The 17,181-nt window shown below is 72.2% G+C and carries 19 protein-coding genes; all 19 read left to right on the top strand.

Annotated features, from left to right (window positions below; all coding sequences use genetic code 11):
- Nucleotides 1–43 precede the first annotated feature (43 nt).
- The 19 genes from O7604_RS21350 (at nucleotide 44) to O7604_RS21260 (ending at nucleotide 17,172) form a co-directional block, all read left to right on the top strand.
- Nucleotides 44–1,411: a PHB depolymerase family esterase gene (locus tag O7604_RS21350; protein ID WP_281577529.1), complete on the top strand. Its 1,368-nt coding sequence runs from the start codon at nucleotides 44–46 to the stop codon at nucleotides 1,409–1,411.
- A 145-nt stretch (nucleotides 1,412–1,556) separates the two neighbouring features.
- The gene (locus O7604_RS21345; RefSeq protein ID WP_269705518.1) at nucleotides 1,557–1,937 is read left to right on the top strand and encodes a metalloregulator ArsR/SmtB family transcription factor; all 381 of its coding nucleotides are present in this window, start codon (nucleotides 1,557–1,559) and stop codon (nucleotides 1,935–1,937) included.
- Nucleotides 1,891–2,358, top strand: a complete 468-nt coding sequence (locus O7604_RS21340; protein ID WP_269705517.1) for an SRPBCC domain-containing protein — start codon at nucleotides 1,891–1,893, stop codon at nucleotides 2,356–2,358. Before O7604_RS21345 ends, O7604_RS21340 begins: the two co-directional genes overlap by 47 nt.
- The gene (locus O7604_RS21335) at nucleotides 2,351–2,776 is read left to right on the top strand and encodes a DUF6069 family protein (RefSeq protein ID WP_269705516.1); all 426 of its coding nucleotides are present in this window, start codon (nucleotides 2,351–2,353) and stop codon (nucleotides 2,774–2,776) included. The genes O7604_RS21340 and O7604_RS21335 overlap by 8 nt, the downstream gene beginning before the upstream one ends.
- Before the next feature lie 132 nt (nucleotides 2,777–2,908).
- Complete coding sequence (locus O7604_RS21330; RefSeq protein ID WP_269705515.1) at nucleotides 2,909–4,039, top strand: ABC transporter permease; 1,131 nt, start codon at nucleotides 2,909–2,911, stop codon at nucleotides 4,037–4,039.
- On the top strand, nucleotides 4,036–4,761 hold the full coding sequence (locus tag O7604_RS21325; protein WP_269705514.1) for an ABC transporter ATP-binding protein: 726 nt from the start codon (nucleotides 4,036–4,038) through the stop codon (nucleotides 4,759–4,761). Before O7604_RS21330 ends, O7604_RS21325 begins: the two co-directional genes overlap by 4 nt.
- A 60-nt stretch (nucleotides 4,762–4,821) precedes the next feature.
- Nucleotides 4,822–5,406, top strand: coding sequence for a TetR/AcrR family transcriptional regulator (locus tag O7604_RS21320; protein ID WP_281577528.1), 585 nt, complete (start codon nucleotides 4,822–4,824; stop codon nucleotides 5,404–5,406).
- Nucleotides 5,407–5,893: 487 nt separating this feature from the next.
- A complete protein-coding gene (locus O7604_RS21315) occupies nucleotides 5,894–7,921 on the top strand; it encodes an FAD-dependent oxidoreductase (RefSeq protein ID WP_281577527.1) in 2,028 nt (675 codons plus the stop codon).
- Nucleotides 7,922–7,984: 63 nt separating this feature from the next.
- On the top strand, nucleotides 7,985–9,061 hold the full coding sequence (locus O7604_RS21310) for a class I SAM-dependent methyltransferase (RefSeq protein ID WP_281577526.1): 1,077 nt from the start codon (nucleotides 7,985–7,987) through the stop codon (nucleotides 9,059–9,061).
- A complete protein-coding gene (locus O7604_RS21305; protein ID WP_091417013.1) occupies nucleotides 9,061–9,372 on the top strand; it encodes a hypothetical protein in 312 nt (103 codons plus the stop codon). The genes O7604_RS21310 and O7604_RS21305 overlap by 1 nt, the downstream gene beginning before the upstream one ends.
- Nucleotides 9,372–9,758, top strand: a complete 387-nt coding sequence (locus O7604_RS21300) for a hypothetical protein (RefSeq protein ID WP_281577525.1) — start codon at nucleotides 9,372–9,374, stop codon at nucleotides 9,756–9,758. The genes O7604_RS21305 and O7604_RS21300 overlap by 1 nt, the downstream gene beginning before the upstream one ends.
- A gap of 66 nt (nucleotides 9,759–9,824) precedes the next feature.
- Nucleotides 9,825–10,934 carry an ABC transporter substrate-binding protein gene (locus O7604_RS21295; protein WP_281577524.1) on the top strand — a complete coding sequence of 370 codons (1,110 nt, stop codon included), beginning with the start codon at nucleotides 9,825–9,827 and terminating at the stop codon, nucleotides 10,932–10,934.
- Nucleotides 10,935–10,959: 25 nt separating this feature from the next.
- The gene (locus O7604_RS21290) at nucleotides 10,960–11,790 is read left to right on the top strand and encodes an ABC transporter ATP-binding protein (RefSeq protein ID WP_281577523.1); all 831 of its coding nucleotides are present in this window, start codon (nucleotides 10,960–10,962) and stop codon (nucleotides 11,788–11,790) included.
- Between the two features lie 12 nt (nucleotides 11,791–11,802).
- Nucleotides 11,803–12,663: an ABC transporter permease gene (locus O7604_RS21285; protein WP_013286892.1), complete on the top strand. Its 861-nt coding sequence runs from the start codon at nucleotides 11,803–11,805 to the stop codon at nucleotides 12,661–12,663.
- A gap of 100 nt (nucleotides 12,664–12,763) precedes the next feature.
- Nucleotides 12,764–13,510, top strand: coding sequence for an SDR family oxidoreductase (locus O7604_RS21280; protein ID WP_269705506.1), 747 nt, complete (start codon nucleotides 12,764–12,766; stop codon nucleotides 13,508–13,510).
- 36 nt (nucleotides 13,511–13,546) lie between these two features.
- A complete protein-coding gene (locus O7604_RS21275; RefSeq protein ID WP_281577522.1) occupies nucleotides 13,547–14,911 on the top strand; it encodes a M20/M25/M40 family metallo-hydrolase in 1,365 nt (454 codons plus the stop codon).
- Nucleotides 14,908–15,735 (top strand): alpha/beta fold hydrolase, encoded by an 828-nt coding sequence (locus tag O7604_RS21270; protein WP_281577521.1) that lies wholly within the window; start codon nucleotides 14,908–14,910, stop codon nucleotides 15,733–15,735. The genes O7604_RS21275 and O7604_RS21270 overlap by 4 nt, the downstream gene beginning before the upstream one ends.
- Complete coding sequence (locus tag O7604_RS21265; protein ID WP_269705503.1) at nucleotides 15,732–16,196, top strand: Ohr family peroxiredoxin; 465 nt, start codon at nucleotides 15,732–15,734, stop codon at nucleotides 16,194–16,196. The genes O7604_RS21270 and O7604_RS21265 overlap by 4 nt, the downstream gene beginning before the upstream one ends.
- Entirely contained in the window at nucleotides 16,183–17,172 is a 990-nt protein-coding gene (locus tag O7604_RS21260; RefSeq protein ID WP_281577520.1) for an EamA family transporter, read from the top strand. The genes O7604_RS21265 and O7604_RS21260 overlap by 14 nt, the downstream gene beginning before the upstream one ends.
- Nucleotides 17,173–17,181 lie beyond the last annotated feature (9 nt).

The following is a 17,181-nucleotide window of genomic DNA, read 5'->3' as shown; positions in this document are numbered from 1 at the left end:
ACCCGCCCGTCACCGCCCGCACAGGGCGATCGAAGGAGATTCCGTGAGAATCAGAGCCAAGATGGTGGTGGCCCTGGCCGCGTCGCTGGCGGCGGCCGGCCTGGTGATCCCCACCGTCCAACCCGCGTACGCGGCGTCGCTGACCGAGGTGACCAGCTTCGGCGACAACCCCGGCCGGATGCGCATGCACGTCTACGTGCCGGACGCCCGCCCGTCCCGGCCGGCGACAGTGGTGGCCATGCACGGCTGCGGCGGCTCCGGCCCCGGCTTCTACTCCGGCAGCGAGTTCGCCGGACTGGCCGACCGGTACGGCTTCATCGTCATCTACCCCAGCGCCACCCAGCAGGCCGGCTTCGGCAACTGCTTCGACACCTGGTCCGACGCGGCCAAGCGGCGCGGCGGCGGCAGCGACCCGGTGTCGCTCATCTCGATGGTCCGCTACGTCCAGCAGCAGTACGGTGCCGACCCGGACCGGGTGTACGCCACCGGCAGTTCGTCCGGCGGCATGATGACCAACCACATGCTGGCGCTCTACCCGGACGTCTTCAAGGCCGGCGCGGCGTTCATGGGCGTGCCGTTCAACTGCTTCGCCGGCGCCGCCGACTATCCGCCCGGCTCCAGCCAGTGCACCGGCGGGAACATGAACCGCACCCCGCAGCAGTGGGGTGACGCGGTCCGCCAGGCGTACCCCGGTTACACCGGGCCCCGGCCCCGGGTGCAGTTGTGGCACGGCACCAACGACACGCTGGTGCCGTACTCGCTGCTCCAGGAGACGATCGAGCAGTGGACGAACGTGTTCGGCCTGAGCCAGACGCCCACGTCCACCGACACGCCGCAGTCCGGCTGGAACCGGCGCCGCTACGCCGACACCTCCGGCACTGTCCAGGTCGAGGCGTACAGCATCCAGGGCGCCGGGCACAGCCTGCCGTCCGCCGGCATGGCCGCGGCCGCCGTGGCCTTCTTCGGCCTCACCACCACGCCGGGACCGACCACTCCCCCGCCCGGCCCCACCACGCCCCCGCCGGGACCGACCACTCCCCCGCCCGGCCCGACCACGCCGCCGCCGGGACCGACCACCCCGCCGCCCGGCACCGGCGCCTGCTCGGTGCGCATCGAGCTGAACGCCTGGAACAACGGCCTGACCGAGAACATCACCATCAGCAACACCGGCACCGCCGCGGTGAACGGCTGGTCGCTGGCGTTCACGCTGCCCGGCGGCCAGACCATCACCTCCGGCTGGAACGCCTCGTACTCCCCCTCCTCGGGCCAGGTGACGGCGCGTAACGTCTCCTACAACGCGGCCATCCCGGCCGGCGGCTCGACCACCATCGGCTTCCAGGCCACGCACACCGGCAACACCGCCCGGCCCAGCGCGTTCAGCCTCAACGGCGCGTCCTGCACGCTCGCCTGACCGGCACCCCACACTCCGGCGTTCCTTCCCACGGCGCCGGAGACGGCCCCGCGATCCTCGAGGTCGCGGGGCCGTTTCGCGCGTACGCCACGCCGGCCTCCGGATAACGTTGAACCGAATGGTTCAGTGTCGTACGGTGAACCACGTGGTTCAGCAACAGACGCTCGACCGGGTGTTCGCCAGCCTGGCCGACCCGACACGACGCGCCATCCTGATCCGCCTCGGCACCGGCCCGGCCACCCTCAGCGAGCTCACCGAGCCCACCGGGATGAGCCTCACCGGCATGCGCAAGCACGTCCGCGCGCTGGAGGACGCGGGTCTCGTGGTGACGCGCAAGGTCGGCCGGTCCCGGCAGTGCCGGCTCAGCGAGGCCCCGCTGGACTCGGCCATGGCCTGGATCGCCTTCTACCAACGGCTCTGGGCGCGCCGCCTCGACGGGCTCGACGCCTACCTCACACTCACCACGGAGGACCGCGACCATGACACTCGACCTGCGCGTGACACGACACCTCCCGGGCACACCTGAGCAGGTTTTCGACGCCTACACCGACGCCGGGAAGCAGAAAATCTGGTTCGGCATCCTCGACGAGGAGCCCGGCATCGTGGAGATCGACGTCGACCTGCGGGTCGGCGGGACGCAGACCGCGGTCTGGGGTCCCTCGCCCGACGCGCTGTTCCGGGAGACGCAGACGTTCCTGGAGATCGACCGGCCGCACCGGCTGGTCACCGAGTCGATCGGCAGCGGTCCGGACGGCACCACCATGACCACGCGCATCGAGGTGACGTTCGAGGCGCGCGACGGCGGCACGCTGATGACCGTGGTGCAGAGCGGCTTCCCGGCCCCGCAACTGCGCGACTTCTTCGCCGGCGAGGTCTGGGTGGGGGCGTTCGCCCGCATCGAGGCGTACCTGATCCGAGAGCAGACGGAGGAGATCTCCCGTGGCTGACCTGTCCCGTACCGCCGTCGTCGCGCTCGCCACCGCCGTCGCGGTGGTCGTCAACCTCATCGTGTACGCGATCGGCCGCGCGGCCGGCGGCAGCTTCCTGTTCACCGCCGACGACCGGCGGGTCGAGGTCGACGCGGTGACCGTCGCGGGCTTCAGCGCGCTGCCGCTGGCGCTCGGGCTCACCGCCGTCGCCGTGCTGGCGCCCCGATTCGCGTGGGCGGTCCGGGCGGCGCTGATCATCGGCCCGGCGCTCGCGGTCCTCACGATCGCCACCATGACGCTGCCCGCCGACCTCGACACCACCAGCACGATCACGCTGGCGGTCTGTCACCTCACACTCGCCCCGATCATCGTGGTCGCGGTGACCGCCCTCGGCCGGCGCGCACGCCGCGCCGCCGCGGGCCCGGTCGCCGCCTGACGCCGGCGCGGCAGGCCGCGCATCACCGGCCCCGTCACGGAATGCGACCGGGTAGACAACCACCACCATCTTACCGACACCGCGTTGTTAACATGGCGACATGGTGTCGACAAGTTTGAGAGGTGGCGGCTGATGTTCCTGGCCATTCGCGAGCTGGGGTTCGCGCGGCTGCGATTCGCCCTGATGGGGGCCGTGATCGCACTGATCTCGGTGCTGATGGTGATGCTGTCCGGCCTGTCCGTCGGGCTGGTCCGTGACGGCGTCTCCGGCCTGCAGAACCTGCCGGTCACCTCGTTCGCGTTCGCGCACGGCGTGCAGCACGACTCGGCGTTCTCGCGCAGCGTGGTGGACGCCTCGGCGGTGGACACCTGGCGCGACCAGCCGGGCGTGGCGGAGGCGACCCCGTTCGGCAACACGCTCATCAACGGGCGTACCGACGGTGGCACCGAGGTCGACCTGGCGCTGTTCGGCGTCGAGACCGACTCGTTCCTGTCGCCCGCCGCCAGCGAGGGCGACCGGCTCGGTCCGGCCGACGGGATCGTGGTGAGCCCCACCGCGATCGACGCGGGCCTGCGCGTCGGCGACACCGTGACGGTGGACCGGCTGGGTACGCGGCTGCGCGTCGTCGGCGTCACCGAGCAGCAGGACACCTTCGGCCACGTCGACGTGGCGTACGTGCCGCTGGCCACGTGGCAGGCGATCAAGTCCGGCACCCCGGCCGGCGCGCAGGTGCCGGCCCAGGCGGCTCAGGAGATCACCGCCGTCGCGGTCCGCGCGGCCGACGGCGACTCGGTGGACCTCGCCGCGGGCGACAAGGCTGCGGGCACCGAGAGCATGACGCTCGAGGAGTCCTACGGCGCCTCGCCGGGCTACACCGCCGAGACGACCACGCTCCAGCTGATCCAGGGCTTCCTCTACGCGATCTCGGCGCTGGTGGCCGGCGCGTTCTTCGCGGTCTGGGCGATCCAGCGCAAGCAGGAGGTCGCGGTGCTGCGGGCGCTCGGCGCCTCGACCCGGTGGGTGCTGCGTGACGCCCTCACCCAGGCGCTGATCCTGCTGGCCGTCGCCATCGCCGTCGGCATGGGGATCGGCCTGGGCCTCGGCGCGCTGATCTCCGGCGGCAACGTTCCGTTCGCGCTGCACCCGCAGAGCATCGCCGCCGCCGCGGCCGGACTGCTCGTGCTCGGCCTGGTCGGCGCGGCAGCCGCCGTCGTCCGCCTCACGTCCATCGACCCGGCGACCGCCCTGGGAGGCAACCGATGAGCAGCCGGACCACCCCGTCCCCCTCGGCACCGGGCACCGCCCGGGACGACCTCGGCCTGGTCATGCGCGGCGTGCACCTGCGGCACGGCGACGGCGCGGAGACGGTGCACGCGCTGGACGCGGTTGACCTGACCGTCGCCCGGGGCGAACTGGCCGCGATCGTCGGGCCGTCCGGCGCGGGCAAGTCCAGCCTGCTGGCGGTCGCCGGCGGGCTGGCCCGCCCCGACGAGGGCACCGTCACCGTGGCCGGGCACGACATGACCGTGTCCAGCCGCCGGACGCGCACCGAGCTGCGCCGCCGGCACGTGGGATTCGTGTTCCAGTCGGGCAACCTGCTGCCCGCGCTGACCGCCGCCGACCAGCTGCGCCTGCCGCTGCGGCTGGGCGGGCGGCGGGAACGGTCCGGGCGCGACCCGCTGGAGATGCTCGCGCACGTCGGCCTGTCCGGTAAGGCCGACCGGCGTCCGCACCAGCTCTCCGGCGGCGAACGCCAGCGCGTCGGCATCGCCCGGGCGCTGATGACCGAGCCGTCGGTCCTGCTGGTGGACGAGCCGACCGCGGCGCTGGACCGGGCCCGCAGCCACGACATCGTCCAGCTGCTCGCCCAGGAGGCGCGGGAGCGCTCGGTGGCCGTCGTGATGGTCACTCACGATCACGACGTCCTGCAATACTGTGACACCATCTACGAGATGATCGACGGCAAGCTCGCCACCAGCAGCTGACCGACGACCAGGGAGCGACGCGGACCGGACACGGACGGCGGGAGACACGGGGAGGTCGCGGTGCCGAAGATCCAAGCCTCGACCGTCGCGGAACACCGGGCCGCACAGCGGGCGGCGTTGCTCGACGCCGCCCGCGCCCTGCTCTCCGAGCATCCGGAGCAGATCCCGAGCCTGGCCGACGTGGCCCGGCACGCCGGGCTGGCCCGGTCCAGCGCGTACTCGTACTTCAAGTCCCGCACCGACATGTTCGACGTGCTGGTCGCCGACACCTTCCCCCGGTGGTCGGCCTTCGTCGAGGAGCAGATGGCCGAGGCCCGCACGCCGGGCGCGCGGATCCTGGCGTACGTCGAGGCCAACCTGCAACTGGTTGCCCGGGGCGACCACGCGCTGGCCCGGGCGCTGGCGTCGGCCGGCAACAGCGAGGTGCTGGCGACGTCCAGCCGGCTGCTGCACGACAGCCTCGAGGCGCCGTTGCGCGCCGCGCTGACCGAACACGGGGCGAGCGACCCGGACCGGATGGCGGAGCTCGTCCAGTCGGTCGTCTACGCGCTCAGCCGGATGATCGAGAACGGTCTCGACCTTCCGGCCGCCACCGGCCTCGCCCGCGAGTTGCTCACGCCGTACCTGCGCCCGCACGCCGGCTGACCGCGCGCGACCGGGACGCCCGACGGCGCCCCGTCCACCACCACATCCGCAGACCGAACGACGGCCCGGGTCGTCGCCGACGCCGCACCTCACGTGCGCAACCCGGCGGCGGCCCGGGCCGCCGTGCACCCGGCGCAGTGTCGCCGCTCGAGAGGACGCACCGTCGCCGCCCGGGACGGCCACCGGCACGGTCCGGCGGGGCCGTCCGAATGATGGGCAGGAACCGCCGACAGTCGATCGGCGGCCGGCACCGTCGTCCGATCAGGAGCATCCGAACGATCGACCGCGCCATCGACGGTCATCATCGGTCAGCGTTCCGCCTAGTGGAACAGCAGCTCAGAGGCGGTTCGGCGGCCTAAATTACTGACCAGTAACCCGTTGACGGCATGTTGAACCCGGCCCTACCGTTCCACTCAATCGAACGGCGTACGGTTCATCCGAACGCCCTCGGCCTCGCCGAGTGCGGCCCGAAACAGGAAGTCCGAGCATGCCCGACGACAAGCTCCTCGCCCTTCTCTCCCCCACCCGGCTCGGTCGTCTCACATTGCGGAACCGGGTCTTCGTCCCCGGCCACACCACCAACTTCGGACTGAACAATGTGCCCACCCGCCGCCACGTCGCCTACCACGCGGAGCGGGCGCGCGGCGGAGCCGGCCTGATCATCACCGAGGCGATCCGCGTGCACCCCACCAGCGCGGGCCGCAGCATCAGCCTCGGCAGCTTCGACGACTCGTCGATCCCGGCGTACGCGGCGGTGACCGAGGCCGTGCACGAGCACGGCGCCCGCATGTTCGCCCAGATCATGCACGCCGGGCGGCAGGCCAACGGCGACGCGACCCGCACCGCCGCCTGGTCCTCGTCGCCGGTGCCGTGGGCGGCCGGCTCGCACGTCCCGCACGCGATGGGACGCCGGGACATCGCGACAGTCGTCGCCGCGTTCGCCGCCGCCGGGCGGCGGATGCGCGAGGCCGGCTTCGACGGCCTCGAGGTGCACGCCGGCCACGGCCACCTGCTCCAGCAGTTCCTCTCACCGCACACGAACACCCGCGACGACGCGTACGGCGGCAGCCTCGACAACCGGATGCGCCTGACCCGCGAGGTGCTGACGGCGGTGCTGGCCGCCGCCCCCGACCTGCCCGTCGGGCTGCGGGTCAGCGCCGACGAGTTCCTGCCCGGCGGGCTCGACCCGGCCGCGGTGCTGGAGATCGTCGGAAAGCTGCGCGCCGAGTTCCCCCTCGCCTACGTGCACGTCAGCCACTCCGCCTACCACGGCAGCTGGTCGCTGGCGACGCAGATGGCGGACATGAGCTTCGGCCACGCCCCGTTCCGGCACCACGCGGCGCTGTTCAAGCAGGAGTTCCCGGACCTGCCGGTGCTCGCGGTGTGCCGGCTGGACAGCCTGCCGGAGGCGGCCGAACTCGTCGCCGCGGGCGAGGCCGACCTGGTCGGCCTGGCCCGCCCGCACATCGCCGACCCGCACCTGGTCCGCAAGGCCGAGCAGGGCCGCCAGCACGAGGTGCGCGCCTGCCTGGCCTGCAACCAGGGCTGCATCGGCCGGCTGGAGACCAGCCTGCCGATCTCCTGCGTGGTGAACCCGGAGGTCGGCGCCGAGCAGGAGTGGGCCGACGCCTGGCCGGAACTGCCCGGGCCGTCCGGCGCGCGGAACGTCCTGGTCGTCGGCGGCGGACCGGCCGGCCTCGAGGCCGCCCTCTCCGCGCACCGGGCCGGGCACCGGGTGACCGTCGTGGAGGCACGGGACCACCTCGGCGGACAGGTGGAGGTGGCCGCGCGCGTACCCGGACGGGAGCGGCTCGGGCTGCTAACCCGCGACCTGGCCCGCGACGTCGAGGCCGCCGGCATCCCGGTCCGGCTCGGCCGGCGCGCCGGCGTCGACGACGTGCTGGCCGGTGGCTACCAGGACGTCGTCCTCGCCACCGGCTCCCGGCCCGCCCGCCGGGAACTGCCCGGCGGCCCGCCGGTGATCGACATCTGGCAGGCCGTCGACAACCTGGCCGACCCCGGCTACCGGCCCGCCGGTGCCGTCGTCGTGCTGGACGACGAGGGCACCTGGTCGGCGGCGTCGGTCGCGGAGGCGCTCGCCCGCCGGGGCGCCCGCGTCCACCTCGTGTCCCCCACCGCCACGGTCAGCGCCAAGATCACCACGTACTCGCGGCTGGCGCTGCTCAAGCGCTTCGCGGACCTGGGGATCGCGGTCCACCCGATGCGGACCGCCCGCGCCGCGGGCGCCACGACGGTGGCCCTCGGCGGCCCGCTCGCCGGCGGCGACACGATCGTCGAGGACGTCACCACAGTCGTCGACGGCGGTTCGGCGCAGGCCGCGGACGAGTTGTACCGGCAGCTCGACGCGCTGCCCGACGGCCCCCGCATCCACGTCGTCGGCGACGCGAACGCCCCACGCACCGCCTTCGAGGCCGTCTACGAGGGGCGGATGGCCGGCGCGTTCCTCGGCGCCTACGACACCGCGTCCGCCCAGTGCGTGCGGTACGCCCACTGACCCGTCCACCCCGGTCGCGGTGCACCGCGGACCGGACCTCCCCCACCTGTAGAGGAGACAAGCATGCTGGACATCGAGGAGCGCCTCACCCTGGATGAGCGTTCCGCCGTGGACTTCGTCCTCGGCCTGCGCAAGCGATGGGCGGACACCGTCTACCCGGCGCTGCGCGACGAGTACGGCGCCACCGGGGCGTCGGCCACGACGATCACCGACGCCGGTCAGGTGCTGCGTGGTCTTCCGCTCTACCCGTGGTTCAGCCACCTGGAGCGGGTGCAGCAGAAGATGCTGTGGAAGGTCGCCGGCGACGCGGTGCTCAGCCGCCGCGAGGAGCTGACCGACCAGCTCACCTCGCTGCCCGAGCAGCCGAAGGGCTCGCTGGAGCTGAACCCCGACCTGGAACTGCCCGACTGGTACACCGACTACGACATCCACATCCAGCCCGGCAGCTTCTTCTCCGACGACATGTCGGCCTACGTGTACGAGTTCGGCGCGCGCATTGTCATGCTGCGCGACAACGACGGCTACAAGTTCCACACGCTGTTCGCCCAGACCGCGCTGCCCGAGCTGCCCGCGGCGACCCGGATCGTCGACATCGGGTGCGGTTTCGGCAAGAGCACCCGCCCGCTGCCGGCCAAGTACCCGACCGCGCAGGTGATCGGCGTGGACCTGGCCGCACCCGGTCTGCGCCTGGCCCACGCCGAGGCCGAGGCGACCGGACTCGCGATCGACTACCGGCAGGCCGACGGCCGGGCCACCGGCATCGAGTCGGACAGCTGCGACGTGGTCACCGGCACGATGGTGCTGCACGAGATGCCGGCCGCCGCGATCCGGGAAACGATCGTGGAGGCCGCGCGCCTGCTCAAGCCGGGCGGCTCGCTGCGCTTCCTCGAGTTCATGCTGACCGGCGACCCGCTGCGCGACGCCACCGTCTACGAGCACGCCGAGCGCAACAACGAGCCGTTCTTCCACGACCTGTTCGGCTCGGACCTGATCGAGGTCTGCGCCGAGGCCGGTCTGACCGACGTGTCGTGGACCCCGTTCGACGAGCGCCGCAACGGCGTCCAGCCGCAGGGCTGGGGCGACCGTCCCGAGTGGCACTTCCCCTGGGCCGTACTGGCCGCGACCAAGCCGGAGGCGTGATGAGCACCGAGTTCGACTACTTCGGAGACCCCAAGGTCGGCAAGCTGCTCGACCTGGTGCTGCAGCTCTCCACCGAGCTGCACGTGACCCGCCAGCGCGTACGCGTCGTCGAGGCGCTGCTGACGCGCTCCGGCGCGCTCACCGCGGGCGCCGTCGACGAGTTCGTCTCCACCGAGGAGGAGCAGCAGGTCCTCGACCGGGAGCGGGACGCGCTGCTGGCCCGCCTGATGCGCATCCTCACCGAGCACGGCCCCGCGGAGCACCCGCTGCGGGACCAGTGGGAGGCGGCCCTGAGCGAGAAGACCGGCTGATGGGCACACCGGACGCGCCCGGTCTGATCGACAGGTACCTGCAACTGTGCGAGGACCGCGAGCTGGACGAAGCAGGACGCTTTCTCGCCGCGCAGGCCCGGTTGGTCTTCCCGGGCGGCCGGGAGTACTCCTCGCTGCGGGAGATGGCGGCCGCGTCCACCGGTACCTACCGGTGGGTGCGCAAGCACCGGGACCGCTACCTGGTGGGTGACACCGACGGGCGGGTCACGGTGACCTCGCTCGGGCGGCTGTACGGGGAATGGCTCGACGGCACTCCGTTCGAGGACATCCGCTACGCGGATGTGTTCGTGCTCGACGGCGAACTGATCGTCGAGCAGCACGTCTACAACGATCTGGCCCTGGTCGCGCAGCAGCGCGACAGCTGATTCCCCCGCCTCCGCCGTCACGGCGGCGGAGGCGGTCTCCCCCGACTCACGACGAGGTGTGTGCATATGAAACGAAAGTGGGCTCTGCTCCCGGCGGCGCTGGCCGCCACGCTGGTCCTGGCCGCGTGCGGCGGCGGCTCCGACGACGAGGCCGGCGGCGAGGGCAAGGAGGCGAAGCTGACCATGGCCATCGCCTCCGCCGTGATCGGCCCGAAGGAGGAGGTGGCCGTCTACGCGGTCGCCAAGGAACTCGGCTACTTCGCCGAGGAGAAGCTGACCGTCGAGACGATCAACGCCGACGGCTCGGTCGCCGCCCTCCAGGCGGTCGCGTCCGGCAGCGGTGACATCACCCCCGCCGACGCCGGCTCGGCGCTCGGCGCGGTGGAGAAGAACGTGCCGATCAAGGCCGTCGGCGGCCTGGTGCAGAACTGGCCGTGGGTGATGGCGGTCAAGCCGGACTCCCCGATCACCGGCGGCGCGGACCTGCGCGGCAAGAAGATCGGCGTGATCAGCCTGGCCTCCGGCTCGGCCCCGTACGCCCGCGCCTACGTCAAGGCCGCCGGTCTCGACCCGGCCAAGGACGTCGAGCTGCTGCCGGTGGGCGTCGGCGCGCAGGCCGCCGCCGCGCTCAACGACGGCAAGGTCGACATGCTGGCGCTCTACACCCAGGCGTACGCGGTCATCGAGAACGCCGGCACCGAGCTGAAGTACCTGACCAACCCGGACGTGTTCAGCGGCATCCGGTCGCTGACCTTCAGCGTCGGCGCCCGTGACTTCGACGCCAAGAAGGACTCGTACGAGCGGTTCCTGCGCGCGGCGTACAAGGCGATGCTCTTCTCGGCCAAGAACCCCGAGGCCGCCATGAAGATCGGCTACAAGGTCTTCCCGCAGATCCTCGCCGGCAAGTCCGCCGACGAGCGCCTCAAGGCCGACACCGAGAGCCTCGCCGCCTGGCTGAAGACGGCCACCCCGGCCAGCGGCGACCCGGAGCAGTTCGGCGACTGGGGCGCGATCAGCGACGAGGAGTGGGCGAAGACCCAGGCGTACACCAAGGAGGCCGGGCAGATCACCGGTGACGTCGACCTGAAGAAGCTCTGGGACCCGAGCCTGCTCTCCGGCGCGAACAACTTCGACAAGGCCGCGGTGCTGAGCAAGGCCGCGAACTACACCGCCTAGGCAGCGGACAGCGGAAGGGATTTCGATGGCCATCAAGGCGACGGCCCGCCGGGCGCAGACGCAGGCTCCGGCATCGGTGTCGGAAGACTCCTGGATCGAGATCGACGGGCTGGACAAGGAGTACCGGCCCCGTAAGTCGGCACCGACCCAGGCGCTGAGCGACATCAACCTGACGGTACGTCGCGGCGAGTTCATCTCGGTCGTGGGACCGTCCGGGTGCGGCAAGACCACTTTGCTGAAGATCCTCGCCGGGCTCAGCCCGAAGTCCGGCGGCGCGGTACGGATCGCCGGGCGGGACGTGACGAAGCCCCTTCCCGAGGTCGGGATGGTGTTCCAGGCACCGACGCTGCTGCCGTGGCGCACCATCTTCGACAACGTGATGGTGCCGGCGGAGATCCAGCGACTGGATCCCCGCCGGCACCGGGAACGCGCCCAGCAACTGCTCGACATGGTCGGCCTCAACGGCTTCGAGCAGAAGTATCCGCACGAGCTCAGCGGCGGCATGCAGCAGCGGGCCGGCATCTGCCGGGCCCTGGTGCACGACCCGGCGGTCCTGCTGATGGACGAGCCGTTCGGCGCGCTCGACGCGATGACCCGCGAGTACATGAACGTGGAGCTGCTGCGCATCTGGCAGGAGAGCAACCAGACGATCGTGCTGGTCACGCACTCCATCCCGGAGGCGGTCTTCCTCTCCGACCGGGTGGTCGTGCTCAGCCCCCGGCCGGGCCGCATCGCGGAGGTCCTGGACATCGACCTGGAGCGGCCACGTGACCTCGGCGTCATGTCGTCCGACCGGGCCGGGGTCTACGTGGAGCGGATCCGCCGACACTTCAACGCCGCCGGCGTTATCGACTGACGAGGGACAGCCATGGCAACAAGCAACCTGGTCCGCGAGCCGGCCCAGCCACCGGCGCCGTCCGCCCGGCCCGCCAAGCCCGCCCGGCGCAAGTTCGACCTCCGCGAGAAGCCCCAGCTCTGGCTGGTCCCGACGGTCTTCGTCGTGGTCGTCCTGGCCTGGGAGTACGGCGTCCAGCTCATCGGCGTCGACGAGTACGTCCTGCCGCTGCCGTCGAGCGTGGTCGAGTCGCTGTGGCAGCAGCTCGGCGACGACCAGTTCTGGGGCCACTTCTGGGTGACCACCCAGGAGGCGCTGCTCGGGTTCGTGATCGGTGTCGGGGCCGCGCTGGTCCTCGGCACGTTCATCTCCCAGATCAAGATCGTGGAAGCCACCCTGATGCCGTACATCGTGGCCTTCCAGACCGTGCCGAAGGTCGCCCTGGCCCCGCTGTTCGTGGTCTGGTTCGGCTTCGGCCTGACCAGCAAGGTGGTCATGGCCGCGGTGATCTCGTTCTTCCCGATGCTCGTCAACGTCATCGAGGGCCTGCGGGCGGCCGACGCCGACAAGATCCAGATGCTGACCGTGTTCGGCGCGAGCAAGACCCAGATCTTCCGGATGGTCCGGCTGCCCAGCGCGCTGCCGTTCATCTTCGCCGGCCTGGACATCGGCATCGTCTTCGCCATCCTCGGCGCGGTCGTCGGCGAGTTCATCGGCGCCAAGGAGGGCCTGGGCTACCTGCTGCTGCAGACCAACTACAACTTCGACATCGCCGGCATGTTCGCCGTCCTGGTGGTGCTGTCGGTGATGGGTCTGGTGGCGCACTTCGTGATCCGGCTGCTGCAGAAGCGGCTGGCCTTCTGGGCCGAGGACACGAAGGTGATCGGCGCGTGACGACAGCTGACGGGACCGTCGTCACGCGTGCGGAGCACCGGCCGGGCGTGGTTCACGCCCGCCCGGCCGGTGGCCGGACGGGAAAGGCAGGACACGAGACATGAACACCGATCCGAACCGGTTCGACGGGCGGGTGGCAGTGGTCACCGGCGCGGCCCGCGGCATCGGCGCCCGCATCGCCGCGACCCTGGCGCAGCGCGGCGCGACGGTGGCCCAGGCCGACCTGCTCGACGACTGGACCGAGGCCGAGCTGACCGGCGGCCCGCACACCCGGCACCGGGTCGACGTCCGGTCGGCCGCCTCCTGCGCCGGCCTGGTGGCCGAGGTCCTGGACGCCCACGGCCGCCTGGACCTGCTGGTGAACAACGCCGGGATCGTCCGGCGCGGACCGGCGGCGACGATGTCCGAGGAGGACTTCACCACCGTCCTGGACGTCAACCTGACCGGCACCTTCCGGATGTGCCAGGCCGCGTACCCGGCGCTGCGGCAGGCCGGCGGCGCGGTGGTGAACATCGGCTCCACGAACGGGCACATCGCGGTGCTGAACACGCTCGGGTACTGCGTCAGCAAGGCCGGCGTGATGCACATGGCGCGCGTGCTGGCGCTGGAGTGGGCGCCGGACCGGATCCGGGTCAACGCCGTCGGACCCACGATCGTGCCCACCGACATGACCGCCGACGTACGCGGCGACGACGCGTACCTGGCCGACAAGATGGCCTCGATCCCGCTGGGCCGGATGGCGCTGCCGCAGGACGTCGCGAACGCGGTCGCCTACCTGCTCAGTGACGCCGCCGCCATGACCACCGGGCAGACGATCTTCGTCGACGGCGGCGTCACCATCCACTGAACTTCCCCCTCTCCGACCCCTTCTGTGAGGACCACCATGCCCAAACCGGATACCGCGGCCGCTCTGGCGGCCGTCGACAAGCACTTCGACGAGTTCGTCGAGGAGCTCCAGCAGCTGTGCCGCATCCGCAGCCGCCGCCAGGAGCCGGAGCAGATGGAGGCCACCGCCGAGTTCATCGCCGGGTCGGTCCGCCGCTGGGGCGGCGAAGCCGAGATCATCCCGTGGGAGCAGTCGTACCCGTACGTGCTGGCCGAGGTGCCGGGCGAGGGTGACAAGGCGCTGCTGCACTTCACCCACTACGACGTGGAGGTCGAGCCGGCCGGTGACGACGCCGACTGGATCAGCCCGCCGTACGCGGCGGAGATCCACGACGGCCGGCTGTACGCCCGGGGCGTGGCCGACGACAAGGGCGTCGTCATGTCCCGCATCCACGCGGCGGCGGCCTGGAAGCTGGCCGGGCTGACCCCGCCGGTGACCAACCGGATCATCTTCGAGGGCAAGAAGTGGCTGCACAGCCCGGGTCTGGGCTCGTTCGTGCAGGCGCACGCCGACCGGCTCGCCAGCGACGCGGCGCTGTGGGAGAACTCCTGGCTCGACGGCGAGGACCGGCTGCTGCTCAAGCTCGCCGAGAAGGGCGTGCTCTACCTGCGCCTCACCGCGCAGACCCTGCCGCGCGACCTGACCAGCCAGAACACCGCGCTGCTGCCGGCCGCCACGGCCCGGCTGGCCGCCGCCCTGGCGCAGCTGCAGCAGCCCGACGGCACCGTGACGATCCCCGGTTTCGCCGACGACGCCCGGCCGCCGACGGACGAGGAGCGGGCGCTGCTGGAGAAGGTCGCGTTCGACGGGGACTTCCTGCGCAAGCGGGCGCAGGTCGACCGCTTCACCGGTGACCTGGACGACCAGGCCGCCGCGGTCGCCATCCGTACCGTGCCGACGCTCACCGTCGCGGGCTTCGCCGGCGGCGACATGCGCGACGACGTGACGCTCGGCATCCCGTCGACCGCCTCGGCCAAGCTGGAGTTCCGGCTGGTGCCCGGCCAGGACCCGGACCGGGTGCTCGGCTGCATCCGCGACCACCTGGCCGCGACCGGCTTCGGTGACCTGCGCATCGAGGTGATGGCGACCAGCCGGCCCAACCTCACCGACCACCGCGACCCGTTCGTCGCGCTGGTCGCCGACGCGGCCCGCCGGGTGTACGGGACCGAGCCGGTCATCGAGCCGTACACGCAGTGGATCGGCAACCAGGGCGTGATCGCCGACCGGCCGATCGTCGGCGTCGGCGTGTCCCGCGCCGACTCCGGTGTGGACGGCCCGAACGAGAACATCCGGCTGGACGACTACAAGGCCGGCATCAAGCACGTCATCGAGGTCATGGCAGCCCTGGCGGTGACGGAGTGACCCGGGCCCGCGGCGTGGCCCGCCGCGCCTACGCCGACGTGCCGTGGGGCCAGGTGCACTACCGGCACGGCGGCGACGCCGACGCCCCGGTGCTGCTGATGCTGCACCAGTCCCCGCTCTCCTCGGCCACCTACGACGCGGTGATCGAGCCGCTGGCCCGCCGCGGCCTGCGGGTGATCGCCCCGGACACGCCGGGGTTCGGCATGTCCGACGCGCCGCCGCGCCCGTGGTCCATCCCGGAGTACGCGACCGGGGTGTGGCAGTTCGCCGACGCCCTCGGGCTGTCCCGGGTGCACCTGCTCGGGCAGCACACCGGCGCGATCGTCGGCGCCCAGGCGTTGATGTCGGCGCCGCAGCGGGTGCACCGGCTGATCCTGCAGGGCATCCCACTCTACGACGAGCAGGAGCGGGCGGAGAAGAAGCGGTCGTACGCGCCCGGCTACTCCCCGGACCGCGACGGCGGGCACCTGAAGGTCATCTGGGACCGGGTGTACGGCCTGTACCCGCGCCTGACCCCGGAGGAGGCGGACCGCCAGGTCACCGAGTACCTGCTGACCGGTCCGGACTACGCCACCGCGTACCGGGCGGTGTTCGACCACCACGTGGACACCGCCGCCCTGGACGCGCTGCCCATCGTGCTGCTGCACGGCGCCGACGACCTGCTGGACCGGATGACGCCGCAGGTGCGGGCCGCGCTGCCCGGCGCCGAGCTGGTCACCATCCCCGGCGGCACCGACTTCGTGGCCGACGAGCAGCCGGAGGCGTTCGCCGACGCGGTCGCCGCGCAGGTGCACGCCGACCTGGGACGGGAGGTGGCGGCGTGAGCGCCGGCACCCCGGTCACCGAGGCGAAGGTCGTACCGGCGAACACGCTCTACACCGCCGCCGTCGAGGTCTCCGGCGGCCGGGGCGGCAGCGCCCGGTCGCTGACCGGGTCGCTGCGGGTCGACCTGACCCGCCCCGCGCAGCGGGGTCCGGACGCGCCCGGCACCGACCCGGAGGAGCTGTTCGCGGCCGGCTACGCGGCCTGCTTCGACAGCGCGCTCGCCGTCGCCGCCCGGCAGGCCGGCGTCAAGCCCGGCCCGACGACGGTGACCGCCTCGGTCTCCCTCGGGCAGACCGAGGACGGCCGGTACGCGATCGCGGTGGTGCTGGACGTGTCCGCGCCGCAGTGCCCGCAGGCCGACCTGGAACGCGCGGTGGAGCTGGCCGACCAGATGTGTCCCTACTCGAACGCCCTGCGGGGCAACACCGCGGTGGCGATCCGGGTCGATGGCCACCGCTGACCTGACCGAGCCCGCAGCGGTCCGCCACCCGGCGGATCCGCCGCGGCCCGCCGGCCCGATGGCCCTGGCCGTCGGGCTCGGCGCGGTCTACCTGATCTGGGGCTCGACCTACCTGGGCAATCGAGTGGCCCTGGACAGCATCCCGCCACTGGTCGCCACCTCGGCCCGGTTCCTGGCCGCGGCGCTGCTGCTGTTCGCGGTGGCGGCGCTGCGCCGGGGACCGGCCGGGCTGCTGCTGCCCCGGCAGCAGTGGGGCGGGGTGGGCGCCAGCGGGCTGCTGATGGTCGGTGCGGGCAGCGCACTGCTCGCCCTGGGCCAGCAGTACGTGCCGACCGGGCTGACGTCGCTGGTGGTGGCCGGCATGCCGCTGTGGGTGCTGGTGCTGCGGCTGGCGGTCGGCCCACGGCCGTCGGCACTCGCGGCGGTGGGCGTACTGGGCGGTGTGGCCGGGCTGGCGCTGTTGTTCTCGGTGCCGACGAAGGGATGGCACCTCGGCGGGATGCTGCTGCTGGTGGTCTCCACGATGGTCTGGGCGCTGGGCTCGACGCTGTCGCAGCGGCTGCACATGCCGGCCGACCACCTGGTCGGCACCGGCTGGCAGATGCTCGTCGGCGGCGTCGCGGTGGCGGTGGCGAGCGTGGTCAGCGGTGAGCTGGGACGGTTCGACCCGGCCGACGTGACCGGCCGGTCCTGGCTGGCGTGGACCTACCTGATGCTGGTGTGCACGGTGGTCGGCTTCAGCGTCTACACCTGGCTGCTGCGCAACGCGCCGATCCAGCTCGCGTCCACCTACGCGTACGTCAACCCGGTGGTGGCGGTCCTGCTCGGCATGATGGTGCTGGATGAATCGTTGTCCGGACGACAGGTGCTCGCCGGTGCCGTGGTGCTCGCCTCGGTGGCGCTCGTCATCGCGCGGGAGCGACCCCGGCAGGCCGGCGGCCTGCCACCCGGGAAGACCCCCGTCGCGCCCGCCTGACGCCCGGCG

The sequence above is a fragment of the Micromonospora sp. WMMA1947 genome (assembly GCF_027497355.1).
Classification (GTDB): domain Bacteria; phylum Actinomycetota; class Actinomycetes; order Mycobacteriales; family Micromonosporaceae; genus Micromonospora.
Note: the sequence above shows the minus strand (reverse complement) of the source record. Positions and strands in the feature narration are given on the sequence as shown.